General features: G+C 60.6%; 15 protein-coding genes and 2 tRNA genes. 4 read left to right on the top strand and 13 right to left on the bottom strand.

The genetic code is table 11. From position 1 onward, the window contains the following. Window positions 1-18 precede the first annotated feature (18 nt). Both LAN70_15615 and LAN70_15610 read right to left on the bottom strand, forming a co-directional pair. Complete coding sequence (locus LAN70_15615; protein MBZ5512579.1) at window positions 19-1,170, bottom strand: tyrosine-type recombinase/integrase; 1,152 nt, start codon at window positions 1,168-1,170, stop codon at window positions 19-21. A gap of 73 nt (window positions 1,171-1,243) precedes the next feature. Beyond that, window positions 1,244-1,337 (bottom strand) — tRNA-Ser (locus tag LAN70_15610). A 158-nt stretch (window positions 1,338-1,495) separates the two neighbouring features. Here LAN70_15610 and LAN70_15605 point away from each other — a divergent pair. Further along, the gene (locus LAN70_15605) at window positions 1,496-4,999 is read left to right on the top strand and encodes a PDZ domain-containing protein (GenBank protein MBZ5512578.1); all 3,504 of its coding nucleotides are present in this window, start codon (window positions 1,496-1,498) and stop codon (window positions 4,997-4,999) included. A 157-nt stretch (window positions 5,000-5,156) separates the two neighbouring features. Here the strand turns inward: LAN70_15605 and LAN70_15600 are convergent, their stop codons facing one another. Together LAN70_15600 and pruA are read right to left on the bottom strand one after the other, a co-directional pair. Next, window positions 5,157-5,528 carry a response regulator gene (locus LAN70_15600; GenBank protein MBZ5512577.1) on the bottom strand — a complete coding sequence of 124 codons (372 nt, stop codon included), beginning with the start codon at window positions 5,526-5,528 and terminating at the stop codon, window positions 5,157-5,159. 258 nt (window positions 5,529-5,786) lie between these two features. Further along, window positions 5,787-7,373 (bottom strand): L-glutamate gamma-semialdehyde dehydrogenase, encoded by a 1,587-nt coding sequence (pruA, locus tag LAN70_15595; GenBank protein ID MBZ5512576.1) that lies wholly within the window; start codon window positions 7,371-7,373, stop codon window positions 5,787-5,789. A gap of 237 nt (window positions 7,374-7,610) precedes the next feature. Here pruA and LAN70_15590 point away from each other — a divergent pair. After that, window positions 7,611-7,697 (top strand) — tRNA-Leu (locus LAN70_15590). A gap of 290 nt (window positions 7,698-7,987) precedes the next feature. Here LAN70_15590 and LAN70_15585 read toward each other — a convergent pair. The 7 genes from LAN70_15585 to LAN70_15555 form a co-directional block, all read right to left on the bottom strand. Then, window positions 7,988-8,839, bottom strand: a complete 852-nt coding sequence (locus tag LAN70_15585) for a hypothetical protein (GenBank protein MBZ5512575.1) — start codon at window positions 8,837-8,839, stop codon at window positions 7,988-7,990. A 117-nt stretch (window positions 8,840-8,956) separates the two neighbouring features. After that, window positions 8,957-9,634 carry a hypothetical protein gene (locus LAN70_15580; protein MBZ5512574.1) on the bottom strand — a complete coding sequence of 226 codons (678 nt, stop codon included), beginning with the start codon at window positions 9,632-9,634 and terminating at the stop codon, window positions 8,957-8,959. A 409-nt stretch (window positions 9,635-10,043) separates the two neighbouring features. Further along, the gene (locus LAN70_15575; protein ID MBZ5512573.1) at window positions 10,044-10,271 is read right to left on the bottom strand and encodes a hypothetical protein; all 228 of its coding nucleotides are present in this window, start codon (window positions 10,269-10,271) and stop codon (window positions 10,044-10,046) included. A 96-nt stretch (window positions 10,272-10,367) separates the two neighbouring features. Beyond that, on the bottom strand, window positions 10,368-10,952 hold the full coding sequence (locus tag LAN70_15570) for a hypothetical protein (protein ID MBZ5512572.1): 585 nt from the start codon (window positions 10,950-10,952) through the stop codon (window positions 10,368-10,370). An 80-nt stretch (window positions 10,953-11,032) separates the two neighbouring features. Further along, window positions 11,033-11,908 carry a serine/threonine-protein phosphatase gene (locus tag LAN70_15565; protein ID MBZ5512571.1) on the bottom strand — a complete coding sequence of 292 codons (876 nt, stop codon included), beginning with the start codon at window positions 11,906-11,908 and terminating at the stop codon, window positions 11,033-11,035. A gap of 76 nt (window positions 11,909-11,984) precedes the next feature. Then, on the bottom strand, window positions 11,985-12,665 hold the full coding sequence (locus LAN70_15560; protein ID MBZ5512570.1) for a response regulator transcription factor: 681 nt from the start codon (window positions 12,663-12,665) through the stop codon (window positions 11,985-11,987). Then, window positions 12,665-14,338: a HAMP domain-containing histidine kinase gene (locus tag LAN70_15555; GenBank protein ID MBZ5512569.1), complete on the bottom strand. Its 1,674-nt coding sequence runs from the start codon at window positions 14,336-14,338 to the stop codon at window positions 12,665-12,667. The genes LAN70_15560 and LAN70_15555 overlap by 1 nt, the downstream gene beginning before the upstream one ends. A gap of 775 nt (window positions 14,339-15,113) precedes the next feature. Between LAN70_15555 and trxA the strand changes: the two genes are divergently transcribed. Then, on the top strand, window positions 15,114-15,449 hold the full coding sequence (trxA, locus tag LAN70_15550; GenBank protein MBZ5512568.1) for a thioredoxin: 336 nt from the start codon (window positions 15,114-15,116) through the stop codon (window positions 15,447-15,449). A 118-nt stretch (window positions 15,450-15,567) separates the two neighbouring features. Here the strand turns inward: trxA and LAN70_15545 are convergent, their stop codons facing one another. Then, a complete protein-coding gene (locus LAN70_15545) occupies window positions 15,568-15,915 on the bottom strand; it encodes a VOC family protein (GenBank protein ID MBZ5512567.1) in 348 nt (115 codons plus the stop codon). A gap of 68 nt (window positions 15,916-15,983) precedes the next feature. Further along, window positions 15,984-16,598: a transcriptional repressor LexA gene (gene lexA, locus LAN70_15540; GenBank protein MBZ5512566.1), complete on the bottom strand. Its 615-nt coding sequence runs from the start codon at window positions 16,596-16,598 to the stop codon at window positions 15,984-15,986. A 136-nt stretch (window positions 16,599-16,734) separates the two neighbouring features. Here lexA and LAN70_15535 point away from each other — a divergent pair, with 136 nt between their 5' ends. Further along, window positions 16,735-17,565 (top strand): hypothetical protein, encoded by an 831-nt coding sequence (locus LAN70_15535; protein ID MBZ5512565.1) that lies wholly within the window; start codon window positions 16,735-16,737, stop codon window positions 17,563-17,565. Window positions 17,566-17,685 lie beyond the last annotated feature (120 nt).

The raw sequence follows: 17,685 nt of genomic DNA, 5'->3' as shown, positions 1-17,685 counted from the left end.
GAAAGGCCTCTCCGGCACTTAATCGAACATGGCATTGACCATCGCTCGCATCGCCTGTCCGCGAGCCGGGGCGAGATACCTCATCGTCGAAGCGATGTCGCCGTGTCCCATCCAGTCCTGGACGGTGCGGAGGTCCACGCCTCCGCGAAGCGCTGTCGTCGCGAACGTCGCTCTGAATTTATGGAGCCACCAGTCGGCAGTGTTAAGACCGGCGCGATTCACGACAGCGTGGCACCGCCGCAGGAGATGTCCGTCGGGCCTGCCGCCAGCAGAAGGAAACACGAGCTGGCTGCGCGATTTCTGCTTCCGCTTCTTCAACTCCGCGATCAGCTTGTCCGGCACAGGGATCTCGCGCTCGCGAAAGTTCTTTGGCGTGAATCCGTACAGTGGCTTCGCCCGGACAGTGATGGACGCTCTGTTGAAATTGATGTCGCTCCATTCGCAGTGCTGTACTTCCTTCTCGCGCATTCCGGTCATGAGGAAGAACTGAAACAGGCTGCGCTCTTCGGCATCGCACGCCTTGAAAAACTGATCGAGGTCTTCCTGTTCGTATACTCGCGGTTCCTCTTCCACGAACTTGGGCGTATCGCCCTTCCTAAGCAGTCCGTCTTTGCCGCTGGTCTGCACACCGGAGGCTTTCAGAAATGAAACGACCGTGCCGAACTGATTGTTGACTGTCCTCGGCGCGAGTTTTTCCACGTCGCGAAGATGGGAGGCGAACTGAAGCAGATCATCGCGCGTGACTGCTTCGATGGTTCGGTTCTTGCAGACGCTGAGGAATTTGTCGAGCGTCGCCCTGTAGGCTACGTCGGTTTTGGGTTTTCTGGTCGCCCTGATGTTCGTGAGGTAGGATTCGACCGCGCCGACGAGCGACGTGCCGTTGCCGGATTCCGCGACAACCTTGATGCCCGCCGCCTTGTTCGCGAGCAACTGCTCCTGCCTGAACCTGGCTGCCGCGGCACTGCTGGCATCCTTGCCGACGGACTTCCGCACGCGGCGTGATCCCTCGCGCCAGTCCAGATAATAAGCACCTTCGACGTGCCTCTCTTGGTGCCCATCGACGACTACCCAGTCCGGTTTCACTCTGCCGTTCGCGGACAGTATGACGGGGCAATACCGCAGCTCGCCCCCGATGTGCACGCGCTTGGTGAGATTGACGTCGCGATTCACCTTGGATCCTCCTGTGAGATTCAGGTATCATCAAGGGTATCACGTTTATATAAGTCATTGAAAACAAAAACACTGGCGGAGAGGGGGGGATTCGAACCCCCGGTACAGGTTTTAGCCCGTACAACGGTTTAGCAAACCGCCGCATTCAGCCACTCTGCCACCTCTCCGGAGGGCGGAGCTTACCGCATTGGATTATAGCGGAGCGGCGGGATTATTGCCGAATTGGCACCGCACCTTTTCTTGCTTTGGTCCGTACCGCCGCGACTTGCGTCCTTCCCATTACAATGCTCGGTTGCCCTGCTCGGGCTGGGCGGGAGGAAATTGTATGTCGCGTGTACGCAAGCTAATCGTAGCCCTGCTGTGGGCCATCACCGCCTCGGTTGCTCTGTCGCAGGAGATGCCGGAGGGCCGGCTGATGCGCTTCCCCGACATTTCCCAGGACAAGATCGCCTTCAGCTACGGCGGCGACCTGTGGCTGGCCGCGCGCGACGGCGGCGTGGCGCGCCGCATCACGTCGCATGCCGGCCAGGAGCTGTTTCCTAAATTCTCGCCCGATGGCAAGTGGATCGCCTTCACGGCGCAGTATGACGGCAACTACAACGTCTACGTGATGCCCTCCGATGGCGGCGACCCCCGCCAGTTGACCTTCCATCCCGGCGGCGGGCACCTGAGCGAGCGCATGGGAATTCATAACCAGGTCATCACCTGGACGCCCGACAGCCGGAACATCATTTTTCTATCGCGGCGCGATACATTCAATACCTGGTTTGGCCGGCTCTACCGGATCGGCATTGAGGGCGGGCTGCCGCAGGCACTTCCCCTCGACAAGGGTGGCCTGACCTCGTTCTCGCCCGATGGCAGCAAGATCGCATACAACCGCATCTTCCGCAATTTCCGCACATGGAAGCGCTACACCGGCGGCATGGCGCAGGACATTTCCATCTACAACCCGAAATCGCACCACATCGAGACCGTGCCGCACACGGAGTGGACCGACACCTTCCCCATGTGGCACGGCGACACCATCTACTTCAGCTCCGATCGCGGTCCCGAGCACCGCCTGAACCTGTACAGCTACAGCCTCGCCAGCAAGGAAGTTCAGCAGCTCACGCACTTCACCGATTTCGACGTCATGTGGCCCAGCCTCGGCCCGGACGCGATCATCTTCGAGAACGGCGGCTTCCTGTACCGGTTCGACCTCAACACGCAGCAGCCGCGCAAGCTGACCATCTACCTGCCCGGCGACCGCGATCTCGCGCGCCGCCACTGGGCCGCGGTCAACAAGCTGACCACCGACTTCGATATCTCCCCCGACGGCAAGCGCGCCGTCTTCACCGCCCGCGGGGACATCTTCACCGTGCCGGCCAAGGAAGGCAGCATCCGCGACCTGACGCGCACCCCGGGCATCCGCGAGAAGTACGCCGCCTGGTCGCCCGACGGACGCTGGATCGCCTACCTGTCGGACCGCAGCGGAGAAGACGAGCTTTACCTGGTTCCGCAAGACGGGTTGGGAGAGGAGGTGCGCATCACCACCGACGGCAAAATGTTTCGCCTGCCGCCCACCTGGTCACCCGACAGCCGCAAGCTGCTCTTCGCCGACAAGCAAGCCCGCCTCTTCTACGTGGACATCGATCAGAAAAAACCGGTGCTGATTGACCAGGGCAAGTACGCCGACCTGACCGATTACAACTTCTCGCCCGACAGCAAGTGGGTGGCGTATGCCAAGGCCGCCGACAACCGCAACAACGTCGTCTATCTCTACGACCTTGCCGGCAGCAAGATCACGCCGGTAACCACCAGCGCCAGCGACAGCTCGGCGCCGTACTTTGATCCCGAAGGCAAGTATCTCTACTTCCTGTCCAATCGCGACTACAACGAAGTGCTCGGCGTGTACGACTTCGAGTTCGCCAATCCCAAGGCCGGGCGGGTGTACATCGCCACGTTGCGGGCCGATGAGCCTTCGCCGCTGCCGGTGCTGAGCGACGAAGTCACCACCCGCCGCCCGCCGGACGTCTTGCTGGTGCCCACGCCAGCCGGTCAGAAGCAGCCACCGGAACCGGCGCCGCAACCGGCCGGAACCAAGGCGAAAAAGACACCGCCATCGCAGGCGGAGAAGCAGCCCGGCGCGGGAAAAACTGCCCAGGAGAAAAAAGAAGAAGAGCAGCCGCCGGGCACCCGAGCGTTGCCGAAGGACTTCCGCATTGACCTTGACGGCATCCAGAACCGAATCGTCGCGCTGCCCATTCCGCCCGCCAATCTCCAGAACCTGGCCGCGGCCAAAGGCGTGATTTATTACGTGACCGTGCCGGTGACAGGCTTGTCGGGCCCGCTGCCCGGCGAGACTCCGGCGATTCACGGATTCGATCTGAAATCGCGCAAGGACTACGTCGTGCTGGAAGGCGCCGATCTCTTCGCCCTCTCCTTCGACGGGCGCAAGATGCTGTACCGCGCTCCCTCCGCACCGGCGGGAGAAGGCGGCGGGGCCAATGCCTACGGGATCATCGATCCCAAGGTGCCGAGCGAAGAAGCCAAAGGTCCGGCGCCCAAGTCGCTAAACAGTGTAGGCGACGGCGCGCTCAAGCTGGACGGCATGCGCATGGAAGTGGACCCGCGTGCGGAATGGAAGCAGATCTTCAGCGAGGTCTGGCGGCAACAGCGCGATTACTTCTACGAGCCCTCGATGAATGGCGTCAACTGGCCCGCCGAACGTGACAAGTACGCACAGTTGCTGCCCTATGTCGCCGACCGCTTGAGCCTCACCTACGTTTTGGGCGAGATGATCGGCGAGCTTTCCAACTCGCACACCTACGTCGGCGGCGGCGACTATCCCGACCTTGACGCGGTCAATGTCGGCCTCCTGGGCGCCGACCTGGAACCCGACGCCGGCAGCAGCCTGTACCGCATCGCCAAAATCTATCCCGGCGAAAACTGGAACCCCAACCTGCGCTCGCCGCTCACCGAACCCGGGGTGAACGTCAAGCAAGGCGAATTCCTGCTGGCGGTAAATGGGCGAGCGCTGAAGGCGCCGCAGAATCCGGACGAGCTGTTCATTAACACCGTCAATCAGGCGGTCACCATCACAGTGAACGCGAAGCCCACGTTCGAGGGTGCGCGCAACCTGCTGGTGCGCCCCATCCCCAGCGAATTCGGCCTGCATGAGCTGAATTGGATCGAAAGCAACCGGCGCAAGGTGGAGCAGGCCAGCGGCGGCCGCATCGGATACGTCTATCTGCCGGACATGGGGGACCACGGGCTGAACGAATTCGTCAAGCAGTACTTCCCACAGATTCGGAAGGAGGGCATGATTTTCGACGTGCGCTACAACGGCGGCGGCTTCGTGGATCAGATCATCTTCGAACGCCTGCGGCGCGTGCTCGCCGGCATGGAGTCGGCGCGCAACTGGGAGAGTGACACCGAACCTCCGCTCGTCTTCCACGGCGCCATGGCCTGCGTCACCAATCGCTACGCCGCCAGCGACGGTGATTTCTTCAGCTACTTCTTCAAGGTGTACAAGCTGGGGCCGCTGATCGGGGAACGCACCTGGGGCGGAGTGCGCGGCATCCGCGGCGCGATCCCGCTGATCGACGGCGGCTATATCACGCGCCCGGAGTTCGCGCTCTATGGGCTCGACAGCAAATGGCTGATCGAGAACCGCGGCGTGGCGCCCGACGTCGAGGTGGATAACCGCCCCGACCTGGTGATGGCCGGACAAGACCCGCAATTGGAAACCGCCATCAAGATGGTGACCGAGGAGATGAACCAGCACCCCAAGAAGCTGCCGCCGCGTCCGCCTGACCTGCCCGCGTATCCGGCCGGCCCGGGAATGTAGTGCGGAGAACAAATCAACATCCCCGCCCTGTCGCTCCCCTTCGACTGCGCTCAGAGGCTGTGACTTTTTTGTTTCTGCGCAGGAAGCGACCCTGAAAACAAAAGTCTTAGGCGGCCTAGGAAGCGCATGAATCGAAAAAGGTTGGGAGATTACGAGATCAGCGCGAGGCAGCCCGCTCGCTGGTCTTCAGCAACTCGTTCACGATCGTGACCAGCTCCTTCGGGTTCACCGGCTTTTCCAGGTAGAGGTCGGCCAGCGGCTCGGTCGACTGGAACGCCTCCGTCACGTAACCGGAAACCACCACCACGGGCGTGCTGGAGCGCGACTTGGCGGCCTGCACCACCGCGAGGCCGTTGGCGTCGCCCAGCCGCCAGTCGGTGACGACGGCGTCGTAGCTGTTGCTTTCCAGTTTCTCGATGGCGTCGTGCGCCGAAGTGGAGGCGGTCACGATGTGGCCGGCGGCTTCCAGGATTGCGCATTTCAAAGTGACGACGTTTGGCTCGTCGTCAACGCAAAGAATTCGCGCCATAGAGAGGACCTCGCGGCCGGTACCCGCACGACGGCCGCTGCAACGTTGCCCGTATTGTTAGGCAGCGCTGTCAGGGTTGTCAAATGCGGCACAGCTTTAGGGCAAGCCATTGGCCCCGAAGTTTACGGCAACCCGAGCCATACACAAAAGACAAACACAGAGTCCCGGAGACACAGAGACCACAGAGATTGAAGAATCCTTCTGTGTCTCTGCGTCTCTGTGTTCGTCATTCCCAGCCTGCCGCCTGGCGACTGGAGCCTATCCCAGCTTCTCTCCGATCGACTTCGCCTGCGTGAACAGGTAGAGGTAATCGGGCCCGCCGGCCTTGGAATCGGTGCCGGACATGTTGAAGCCGCCGAAGGGATGCGCGCCCACGATGGCTCCGGTGCACTTGCGGTTGAGGTACAGGTTGCCGACGTGGAACTCGCGCTTGGCCTTCTCCAGCTTCTGCGGGGAGCTGGAATAGACCGCGCCGGTGAGTCCGAACTCGGTGTCGTTGGCAATCTCCAGCGCATGATCGAAGCTGTGCGACTTGATCACCGCCAGCACCGGCCCGAAGATCTCTTCCTGTTCCAGCTTCGACTTCGGCTTGATATCGGCGATCACGGTGGGCTGGATGAAGTAGCCGTCGCCGTGCTTGGCGTCGCGGCGTCCGCCGGTGATGATGCGTCCGTCGCGCCGGCCGTGCTCGATGTAGTCGAGAATACTCTTCATCGAGCCCTCGTTGATGACGGCGGCCATGCCCGGATTCTGCGTGGGATCGCCGATGGTGATTTTCTCGACGCGCTCTTTCAGCTTGTCGAGGAACGAATCGTAGATCTTCTCGTCCAGGATCAGGCGCGAGCAGGCGGAGCACTTCTGGCCCTGGAAGCCGAAGGCGGCAGCGGCAACGCCTTCGACGGCGGCGTCGATGTTGGCGGTGTCGGCGTCCACGATGATGGCGTCCTTGCCGCCCATCTCCAGCACCGTGCGCTTGATCCAGATTTGTCCGGGAGCGGTCTGCGCGGCAACGTGGTTGATGCGCAGTCCCACTTCGCGGGAGCCGGTGAAGGCGATGTAACGGGTCTTGGGGTGCGCCACCAGCGCGTCGCCGAAGCTGGCGCCGGCGCCGGGACAGAAGTTCACCACGCCTTCGGGCATTCCGGCCTCGATCAGCGCTTCCACGAACTTCTGCGCGATGGCGGGCGAGTCGCTCGACGGCTTCAGGACGACGGTGTTGCCGCAGACGATGGAGGCGACGGTCATGCCCGCCATGATGGCGCCGGGGAAGTTCCACGGCGGAATCACGATGCCCACGCCCAGCGGGATGTACCACAGATAGTCGCGCTCGCCGGGGAGTTGCACCGGAGGCTCCGCCTTGGCGAGGCGCAGCGCCTCGCGGGGGTAGAACTCGAGGAAGTCAATCAGCTCGGCGATGTCGGCGTCGGCCTCGGCGTAGTTCTTGCTGACCTCGAAGATCATCCAGGCGGAAAACTCGTGCTTGCGCCGACGGATGATGTCGGCGGCGCGGAACAGCAGGCTGGCGCGCTCCTCGACCGGAGTGCGGCTCCACGACTCGAACGCCTTCAGCGCGGCCTTCATCGCCGGCTCAACTTCTTCCTTGCCCGCTTTCTGGAACAGGCCGACAAGCTCGCCCGGTTTTGCGGGGTTGATGGACCTGATCTTGTCCTTGGTGGTGACGGTTTTGCCGCCGATGATCAGCGGGTATTCACGGCCGAGCTGCGCGCGCACTTTCTCGACGGCGGTGCGCATGGCCTGCACGTTTTCCGGCTTGCTGAAATCTGTGAGGGGCTCGTTGCGGAACGGGCCAACGGCAGTTGCTACGGGCGCATGGACGGTAGCCATAAATGCAATCCTTGTAGTAGGTCCCCACAGGAAGCAGGGACCGAATCCAAAACTGAACATTTTATCAGCTACCACAGGAGAGCATTGCGAATTCCGGATAGGCGGAAAATGATGTCGGTTTACGGTGTTCGGTACTCGGTTCTTGGCCGGAAAATTCATTGTCGATTGCCGATTTTCGATTGCCGATTTGCAAAGGGGGTGGCGGTGAAATAATCTAGAAGTGCTCGCCGTCAGATGGCCGGGATGGCGGAACTGGCAGACGCAGCGGACTCAAAATCCGCCGGGCTTCGGCCCTTGGGGGTTCAAGTCCCCCTCCCGGCACCACAGAGTTTCAGTTTCGAGTCTCAGTTTCAGGCAAAGTCCGCTTCGACCTCCCGCCCGCAAAACGGCTCCCCTAGTGCCAGCTTCCGTAGCGCACGACGAGTTCTGCGCGGTCGTTGTAGATGAAGATCGGGGTGCCGGTTCCCGCCTTCTCCTTGGCAGCTTGCTTGGCGGCGTCGAGAGAGTTGAAATCCCCGGCGAATTTGGGTGACGCAAGGGTGCGGATTCTAGCACGTCTAATGCTGGTGTTCGGCTGTTGAGCAGGCCGCTGCGCTCTCACGCCGCGAAAACGGCTAATTCGCCTTCAACTCGACGACCTTGTCGTCTTCGAGTTCGACCGTGATGTCTTGGTATTTGAGGATGGTCTTCTTACCGAACTGGATGCGCTTGGCGGGTTCGCCTAAAGCTCCAATCACGTCCTTCTCGGACATACCCGGCTCGATACGAACGTTGTTAGCCGCTTCCGCTGCGGCCTTTGTCGTCTGAAGGTATTCTTCCGTCGGAAGGAAGTAGTGCCCGATCTGTTCCGTGAGGTACCCAAAGTAGTCGTCGTCCGATACTCCCGGCGACCTGGGGGGAATGAGAAAACGAAAATGGCAACCCCAATCAACCTTCCAATCCACTCCGGCGACGCCGCCGTAAATGTTTTGTGTTGAGGCCGTGCGCTTGCCCGCCAGAGGAACGAGGTAAAAATCTATCCGCAGAACGTCGTGGCCCAACGTCTCAACATAGAAGAGCCGGACCTGCACCATTTCGCCCGGAGCAAGGGCGTCAGTAAATCGCGCACCGGCCTCCACCTCCTCGGTCGTATTCTCGTCAAGTAAGTTCCGACCCTGATACTTCTTGGGCCGATCGGTGAAATGAGGGTCGAAGTGGTCGTAGTTCACTGAATACTCGAGGCGGTTGCCGCCCCGTCCTGAGAACCCCGTGCCTGCCTGGAGCAGCGCAACCAGAATGTTGCTGTGCGCTACGTTGAGATTCTTCTTGTCGTACCGCTCAAACAGCCGCTGCTTCAGCCGGTCATTGTTGCCCGCGTGTGCCGAGGACGCATTCCAGAGCAGGATCAGCAGAATGATTCCGCCCAGCCCGAAAACAGACCTCCATCTCATGGGTGCCTTTCCTTTACATTTTTCTCCTAAGCGCAAGGGCTCACTCCGAAGCGGAGTGGATGCCAGTAATGCGAGAGCTTCTGTACATCAGCCAACTTGCCGTCAATGAAGACGATTTTCATGTCGCCCCTTCACGGCCTCCCGCCTTAGTGCCTACATGCTTTTTCCAACGCCGAAGTCATAGTCGTGGTCGGCATCGACGGAGAGCAGGTACTCCCCGGTAGCCAACGGCGCGGCTGGCGTCACCGTGAGAACGTCAGCGCCGAGCCGCGAAACGGTCGCTGCATGGATCTTCTTGTCATCAATTGACGAACTGCTCCCTCGCAGCGCACTGGCTGATGCAAACTGCACTGCGCGGCTGTCTTTCTTGACTTCAAGCCGGATGATCTGAACATCCCTCCCGAACTTCCCGAGTCCTCGAACATAAAAAACAGGTTGCGGCGTCATGAATTGGGCGGGTGCGTGGGCGCCTCGATACACGTAATAGACCCGCATCTTGCCGACACCTGTGGCGGCGCCGAACAAACCCTTCGATTTCGTCTTTGGCATCGAAGCGTCCTGCAGTTGAACCCAACCCGTGGGATCTTGGTAGTAGACGCCGGAAGCCTTGGGAAGCCCAGGGACTACCTCGGGTGCCCGCTCGACTCTCGGACTCATCTCAACTTTCGTCTTGGCCCGCGCTTCAAGCATCGCGTCGATTACGGTCTTGCTAAGACCGGCGTTCTTGAGCTGCAGCAAGGCGTCGGGTGAGGTGTCGAATGCGGTGTCGCTCGCTTTTATCGCTTTAACTACAGTGTCGTCACCCAGATCTGCCTTGACCATCTTGATCACGTCCTCATTCGTGAGGGGCTTGGTTTGCGCGGAGGCAGTGGCGACCACAAATGTGAAAACGAATAGGAGTAGGAAGAGGAAAACGGCAACCCGACGCATGGCGCGCCTCCCGCTTTTGTTATTTCGCTTAGGTTCGCTCGGCCCGGGAACTGGGGCCTTGCCTCAGAGGGTGGGCACTACGTTGTGGACTTCCTCTTCAGTGAGGCTATGGCAAAATGCTCGGCTCGTAAGCGAGGCACGTCAATAGGTGCTCGATGTTTTCTGAAAACTGCATGCCGATTCGGGAACGATGAGAGCTTAGCTGTGGTGTCTCAAGACGTTGCCCCCTCCCGGCACCAATCCAGTTTCAGTTTCGAGTTTCAGTTTCAGGCAAAGTCCGCTTCGACCTCACGCCCGCAAAACGGCTTCCCTAGTGCCAGCTTCCGTAGCGCACGACGAGTTCTGCGCGGTCGTTGTAGATGAAGATCGGGGTACCGGTTTCCGCCTTCTCCTTGGCAGCTTGCTTGGCGGCGTCGAGCGAGTTGAAATCGCCGATGGAGAAGACAGACTCGGCGTTGGAGTGGGTCTCGACTCCGAGCACGCGGTACTGGGCCGGGGGCGCGGTGAGTTCCTCTTTCGTAGCGTTCGGGTACCGCATAGCCGTTTCCTCTCGATTTTTCGGAATGATACAGGGATTCCGGGCGGTCGGGAGGTGATAATCGTGCTTCGCGGAGACGCGGGTCAGACAGGCCCATTACGGGCGCATGGACAGGCGAAGCTTGGCGACGGCGCGGGTGAAAATGCGGGCGACGGTTTCTTCCGGGAGATCGACAATTCGCGCGACCGTGGGCAGCGCGAGGCGCTGATTGCTCTTGAGAGCGAACACCAGGCGCTCGCGCGCGGAGAGTGTGCCGAGCACATCCGCCGGAGAAACATGGAACGGCGCATCCTGCGGAGCGTGAGCGCGGTTGCCGGCCCAGGCGAGCCACTGGTCGGCCGCGAGGCGGTAGAACCAGATGTACAAGGATTGCGCGCGACGCCGCTGCATTTCCCGATAGGCGTTCAGCAAGGTGGAATGGCACAGATCGAGCGCGACCTGCTCGGAGCCGGTCAGAGTAAGCAGGAGCGCCAGGATCGCCCGGTCGTAGCGGGAGGCGATCTTCTCAAATGCGGCGGCGTTGCCCTGGGCGGCGTCGCGGAACAGATCGGCGCCGGAATCGTCGCCGCCGGACAAGCCCACACAAGGCGCAGCTTGGCTTTGCTGCGTGCTGCCGAGCGGACGAATTGTTTCTCGTGCGGCCATGCACAAAGTTTCAGTTTCGAGTTTCAGTTTCAGCAAAACCGGACCCTCGGCGATCGGCAATCGGTCAAACGCAGATCGGAGACCCGCGCCACGCAATCAGCCAACCATCGACACAATCAGCGGTCCTTGGCTCCTGCGTGGCGAATCACCAGCAAGCTGACGTCATCCTGACGCGGCATGCCGACGGCGAAGTCCTGCAATCCACCGAGAATCGAAAACAAAACGGCATGAGCCGGCTCGCCGGCGTGCTCGCGGGCCTTGGCTCGGAAGCGGGCGTCGCCGAACTCTTCGTCGCTGCGGTTGCGGCATTCCAGGACGCCATCGGAGCAGCCGAGCAGCATGTCGCCGGGACGGAGCGCGACCCGCGCCGACTCAAACGACGCACCGGCGATGACGCCCAGCACCGGACCTCCGGTTTCGAGGCGCTCGAGGGCGGAATCGCGGCGCAGGAGCAGCGCCGGCGGGTGGCCCGCGTTGCAATACTCCAGTTCGTCCGAGTGCCAGTCGAGGCGCAGCAGAACCATGGATGTAATCGGCGGCGAGGGGCGCAGCGCGCACAGCTCGCGATTCACGGCGGTCATGACCGCGCCCGTTTGGTCGTGGGCAGCGGCGTGGCAGCGGATCAGGCTGACCAGGTGCGTGAACCACATGGCGGCGGCGACTCCCTTGCCGGCGATGTCGCCGAGGAAGATCCAGGTGCGTTCGCCGACATCCATAGCGCTGACGAAATCGCCGGCGAGATAGCGCGCCGGGAAAACTTCGCCGGCGATGTCGAACACTCCCCGGGACATTTGCCGCGGACCGCTCAAGCGCCGCTGCACGTGCGCCGCCTCCAGCAGTTCCAGATGGAACTCGCGGCGCTCGCGCTCCAGCACGGCGAGATTAAATTCCAGGCCGGAAGAGGGCTGATGCTCGGCGCGCGCGACTTCAGGCGCGAGCGTCATCAGTATCTGCTCGAATTCAGCTCCCGCATGATGACGACTGGTGGCCATGACCGATCTCCCTGAATTTCAGTTTCCGGTTTCCAGTTCGCGTGTTCGAGATTGAAGCTCGAAACTGTTTCGATACCTAGCCGACGAACTTGTACCCGATGCCGTGGACGGTGAGGAAAAAGTGCGGCTGTTCGGGCGAGGGCTCCAGTTTCTGGCGCAGGCGGACGATGTGCGCGTCCACGGTGCGCGTGGTCGGAAAGTGCTCGTAGCCCCACACCTCGGTCAGCAGGCGCTCGCGGCTGAGGGTTTCCCCGGAGTGGCAGATGAAGTACTTGAGCAACTCGAATTCTTTTGCCGACACCTCGACGGGCTTGCCACGACGGGTGACGCGGCAACTTTTCAGGTCGATGGCAACGTCGGAAAAACCGAACGCATCGCCGTTGCCGGTGGACTTGGAAGCGCGGCGGAGGACGGCCTTGGTGCGCGCGATCAATTCGCGGATGGAGAAGGGCTTGGTGACGTAGTCATCGGCGCCGAGTTCGAGGCCGACCACTTTGTCCACCTCCTGGCCGCGCGCGGTGAGCATGATGATGGGCATGCCCGGGCGCTTGACCTTGAGCTGCTTGCAGACGTCGAGGCCGCTCATTTTGGGCATCATGACGTCCAGCAGCACGAGGTCGGGAGAGTCTTTCAGGGCGCGCTCCAGGCCCTCGACGCCGTCGTAGGCGGCGGCAACCTGGTAGCCTTCGAATTCGAAGTTGTCGCGCAAACCGGCGACCATGTTGGGCTCATCTTCAATGATCAGGATTTTCGTCATTACGCCACCCCCACACCCTGGCCGATGTCAGGTTTGCTACCAGAGTTACGCATCGCCGCGACCGGCGGTTCCACCGGAAGTACGAGACTGAACTTGCTGCCTTTGCCGGGCGTGCTCTCCACCGAGACATCGCCGCCGTGCGCGTGCGCGATGTGCCGCACCAGGCAGAGGCCGAGACCGCTGCCCTTGGTGTTGTGCACCAGCGGATCGCTCACGCGGTAGAACTTTTCAAAAATCTTGGACTGCTCATCGCGGGAGATTCCGATGCCGTGGTCCACCACTTCCAGCTTCACCGAGCCATTCGTGCGCCGCAGGCTGACTGCGAGATAGCGGTTGTCGGAGGAATACTTGATCGCGTTGTTCACCAGGTTCAGCAGCGAACGGGCGATCGCCTCGCGGTCCACCACCACGGGCGGGATATCGTCGGCGATGTGTTCCTCGAATCGGAATCCATGCTGCTCGATCTGGTAGCGGTACGATTCCAGGGTGGTGCGCACCAGTTCGGGAAGATTGGTGGCGCGGAAGTCGTATTCCTTGCGGCCGGCCTCGATGCGCGAGAAGTCGAGGATGTTGTTGATGAGCGCGGTCAGGCGCTCGCTCTCCTTGCGGATGGTGCAGTAGTACTCATGCTGCTTGTCGGGGAGGGAGACGCGTCCGAGCTCGAGCGTTTCGGCGTACAGGCGGATGAGCGCCAGCGGCGTGCGCAGCTCGTGCGAGACGTTGGAGACGAAATCGGACTTGGTCTTCGCCAGCTCCATTTCCTTGTTGACGCCGCGGTAGGTGAACACGATCCCGGCGGCGAGCAACAGCGATAATCCGCCGAGGACCAGGAAGCTGGTGCGCAGGAATTTCTGTCCGATGGCTTCGACGGTGGTGCCGCGGAATTTCATCGCCAGCATCAATCCGGGGAAGCCCGCTTCCAGCTTGCGCTCCATCTCAGGCATACCGCCGTCCCAATCCGAACAGGCGGCCAGCGGCGGCTCCTTGGGAGCGTGGATCATCATGACCGCTTCCGAACGTGTGTTGCTGTTGTCCTTCTTGGCTTCGACCTCGCTCTCCGCCATCATGGTGTTCATCATCTCGGGGAAAAACTTATCCTGAAGAAAATCGGGATCGAAGACCACCCCACCGATGCCGGCCTTGTTTTCATTGATCGGGAAAAAGATGAAGGCTTGATAGACCGGTTTGCCGTTGCGGGTGATCCACTCTCCGTGCGGCATGTACGGGCGCTCGCCCTTGCTTTGCATTGTGCGGAGTTTTTCCACGATGAGCGCGCCTTCCAAGTCGAACCAGCCGGTGATCATGGTGCCCAGCTTTTCGCCTTCGGCGTGCACCTCGGCCGCATTCGTATATCGCGACTGCGAGCGCACCACCGTTCCCTTTCCCTTGCTCCAGGTGAAAATCTGGGCGAAATGCGGGTGCTTATCGAGCATGGCCTGTAAGCGGGCGCCGGCGTCGGAGTCGTATGAGCAAGGCACCTTGGGCTGCACCTCGTCCGCCATCTCGTAGGCTTTGCGCGCCATGCGCTTTTCGGTGATGGCCATCATGTGCTGGAAATCGCGCTGGATGGCGGCCTCGATGGCGCGGTCGCGCTGGATGGAGCGCAGGTGGAGCACGCTGAAGCCGATGAGCGCCGCCGCCGGGAATACCACGAAGGCCAGCGTGATCAGCAGCCGCAGCCGCTCGCTGCGCTGTCTTTTTGCCATAGGGACCTCGCACGAAACACCGCGAATGACGGGCCTAACAATAGCGAATTCGTGCCAGGTTTGTGTGAAGCCGGAGTAAAAAGACGTAAAAAATTGTGAATTGACGCGACTTCAGCCAGCGATGAAGCGGAACGTTCTGATGATGGTATCGCAACCAGCGCGTGTTAGCCCACGGGGGGCGATCCGGTGGGCGGCATGATCGTGCTGCTGCCGTGGCGCCGACGCAGCCGTCGTGACGCCAGAAATCTAGCCACGGATCGCCACGGATTCTCACGGATCAACACGGAAACGATTTTTCATCCGTGGGAATCCGCGTACATCGGTGGTTAAGGTTCTTGATTACTCAGGTGGTTACTTTCCGGTTACGGAAGTGACATTTACACCGGCTGGCGATGCGTCATAATCCAGCCGTTCGAAGGCAGTTCTGGGGGAGGGCTGCCGTGGCGTCCCGGTGATGAGCCGGGACGTCACATTTTTAGGACAAGCTTCAGGCGCCGGCATCCAACTCAGCAGCGTAGTGTCCCCTGCCTCTGGTCAACTCCGAATCCACACTCAACCATAAGCCCGACGCCTGTTTCCGGGCTCCAGGCCGGCAGGCCGAAGGCTTCAGGCCGGCAGCGCTGCGTCTTCTCATGCTCTGGCGCATCCAATGTGATGGTACGATGTTTGGCCGCCTGGCCTGCCTGGGCGGAGAGGCCCAGGGACGAGTAACTGCGGTAGGCACTCATAGCGGGGAGGATCGATGGCAAGCAACGCGATTTTTGAAGTGACGGATGCGAATTTCGACCAGGCGGTATTGAAGTCGGATCAGCCGGTGATCGTGGACTTTTGGGCGGCCTGGTGCGGCCCTTGCCGCGCGCTGGCGCCGATTGTGGACGAGGTGGCCAGCACCTACACCGGCAAGGTGAAGGTCGGCAAGATGGACGTGGACAAGAACGCCGCGACGCCGCAGCGCTATGGCATCCGCGGCATTCCCACGCTGCTGATTTTCAAAGGCGGCCAGGTGAAGGAGCAGATCGTCGGCTACGTGCCCAAAGAGCAGATTGAGAAGGCGCTGGAGCGGCACATCGGGGGATAGGCTTTGGGTTTTAGGCGTTAGGTTTTAGGCAAGAGGAAGCCCGGCAAAATTGCCGGGCTTTTTCATTTCCCGAATTCCGCCGCCTGACGCCTAAGACCTAAAGCCTAACGCCTAAAACCTATTTATCCGACCACACCGCCAGCAAGTTTCCATTGGGATCGGTGAAGTGGAAGCGGCGGCCGCCGGGAAATTCAAAGGTCGGTTTGGTGATCCTGCCGCCGGCGGCAATGATCCTGGAGTAGATGAGCGCGAGGTCGTCGGCGTAGATGACCAGCAGCGGGCCGCCCTTCACCACAGGCACGCCCTTGGCAAAGCCGCCACTGATGCGGCCATCATGGAAGCTGGTGTAGTCCATGCCGTAGTCTTCAAATTTCCACCCAAAAACCGTGGAATAGAAGTTCTTTGTGCCTTTGATGTCGTTGGCCGGGAACTCGACGTAGTCGATGCGGTAGTTGTTTTCGCTCATGGCAGGGAACTCAGCCGTTACTTATACCGCAGAGGAGCGAACCGCGGAAAGCCGCTGTGCCAAAATTCTCAATATTTGCGCAGCACGCCGATGACGCGTCCCTGCAACTGTACGGCAGCCGCGGCAACGATGATCGGCGGCATGGCGGCATTGGACGGCTGCAAGCGGATGCGGTCGCCTTCCTTGTAGAAGCGTTTGAGCGTGGTTTCGGCGCCATCCACCAGCGCGACCACGATCTCGCCGTCGCGCGCCGCCGGGGCTTTTTCCACCAGCACGTAGTCGCCGTCGAGGATGGCTTCGTCCTGCATGGAATCGCCGCGCACCTGCAGCACGAAGACGTCCTTGGAGCCGGTAAAATCCTGCAGCGAAATCGTTTCCGGATTTTCCATGGCTTCAATCGGCCGCCCGGCCGCGATGCGTCCCAGCAACGGCAGCGAGAACGGCGCCGCCATCGCCTGCTTCATGCGCCCGCGCGGCGGCAGCAAATCAATCGAGCGGCTGCGGTTGTAGTCGCGGCGCAGCAGGCCCTTCTTTTCCAGGTTGCTGACGTGTTTGTGCACCGTGGCCAGCGAACTGAGGCCGAGGCCGCCGCCGATCTCTTCAAACGAGGGCGAGTAGCCGTGCGAGTGCACAAACCCGGCAATGAAGTCGTAAACCTGCCGTTGGCGGCGTGTCAGGGCCATGGGAGCGCTCCTCTGAGGCGAGTATGAGCGAATAAAAGGCGAAATGTCAATGAGTTTGTGGATATAATCCTGTGACCGCCCTTCGCGCCATTTCCGTCAATGCGATTGTACTGCGCAAGGGCTGGCGGAGGTGTACATGGCAAAGCGTCTCCGGCGGCTCGTTCGCATTCTGTGGCTGGCGTTGCGACCAATACCGAGATGGAAGGACACGATGCAAAGCATTGTGAGCTTCCTTGTCATAATCGCGCCGACACTTGCGGGAATATTCAGGAAACTCAAGGGACCGGAGGGCTGGACCTTAAGAGATGGATTCTTTGCCAGCATCGGCCTGTTCGCGGTGGCGGTTGCAGTTGCGGCGTACCGGATACAAGAGAAACTTGATGACGTCCTAGAAGGCGTCCCCAAGTTGGTGTGCAAGGGAGCGTCCTTCCATGACAATCCTATTGTCAGAAACTCTATGGAAATGGAGGGATCGCCGGCGGTGCCAGTACTCAGAAGTAGGATTGTTGGCACGCCTACCTTCTATCACCTGAGAATAACCAATGAACCGACTGGGGTAATAGACCGAAAGGTGGCGGAGAAAGTGGCGGCGAGGGTGCAAGTGTTCCACGAGAACGGAACGCCCGCCGCTAAGGAGAGGTTGCATCGCTGGGAGCATTCCCCAGGACCCGCCGAAGCGGGCAAGAGCGCTGACCAATTGTTGCCCCTGGATATTCCGCCCAGCGGCATCGAATGCAATCTTGATATTGCTATGAAGTACGACGAGGACGATTCCTTTCACACCCCAAACAATGAAACGGTAATGAGAGGAAGTCCGGATTGGAGAGAAGAAGATTTCAAGTTTCCCCCCGGGATATATGTTGCGGAGATTCGCTTCAGGGGCGCAAACGTCGTAAGTAATCTTAAGTGTCAGATTGTGAACAAAGGCAAGGGGTCGAAACTGGAGATCACTCCACTAAGCAGCTAGCTCTTTTGAACTCAACGTTGTCGGAAGCGATCATGCGCTTGAGAGTGTCGCGAAACAGGTAGGGATTCTGGCGATTGTCGAATCGGAAGCACATTTCGTCGAGGTAGGCCTGCAGGTGTT

Source organism: Terriglobia bacterium, from assembly GCA_020072845.1.
GTDB lineage: Bacteria > Acidobacteriota > Terriglobia > Terriglobales > Acidobacteriaceae > JAIQGF01.
Note: the sequence above shows the minus strand (reverse complement) of the source record. Positions and strands in the feature narration are given on the sequence as shown.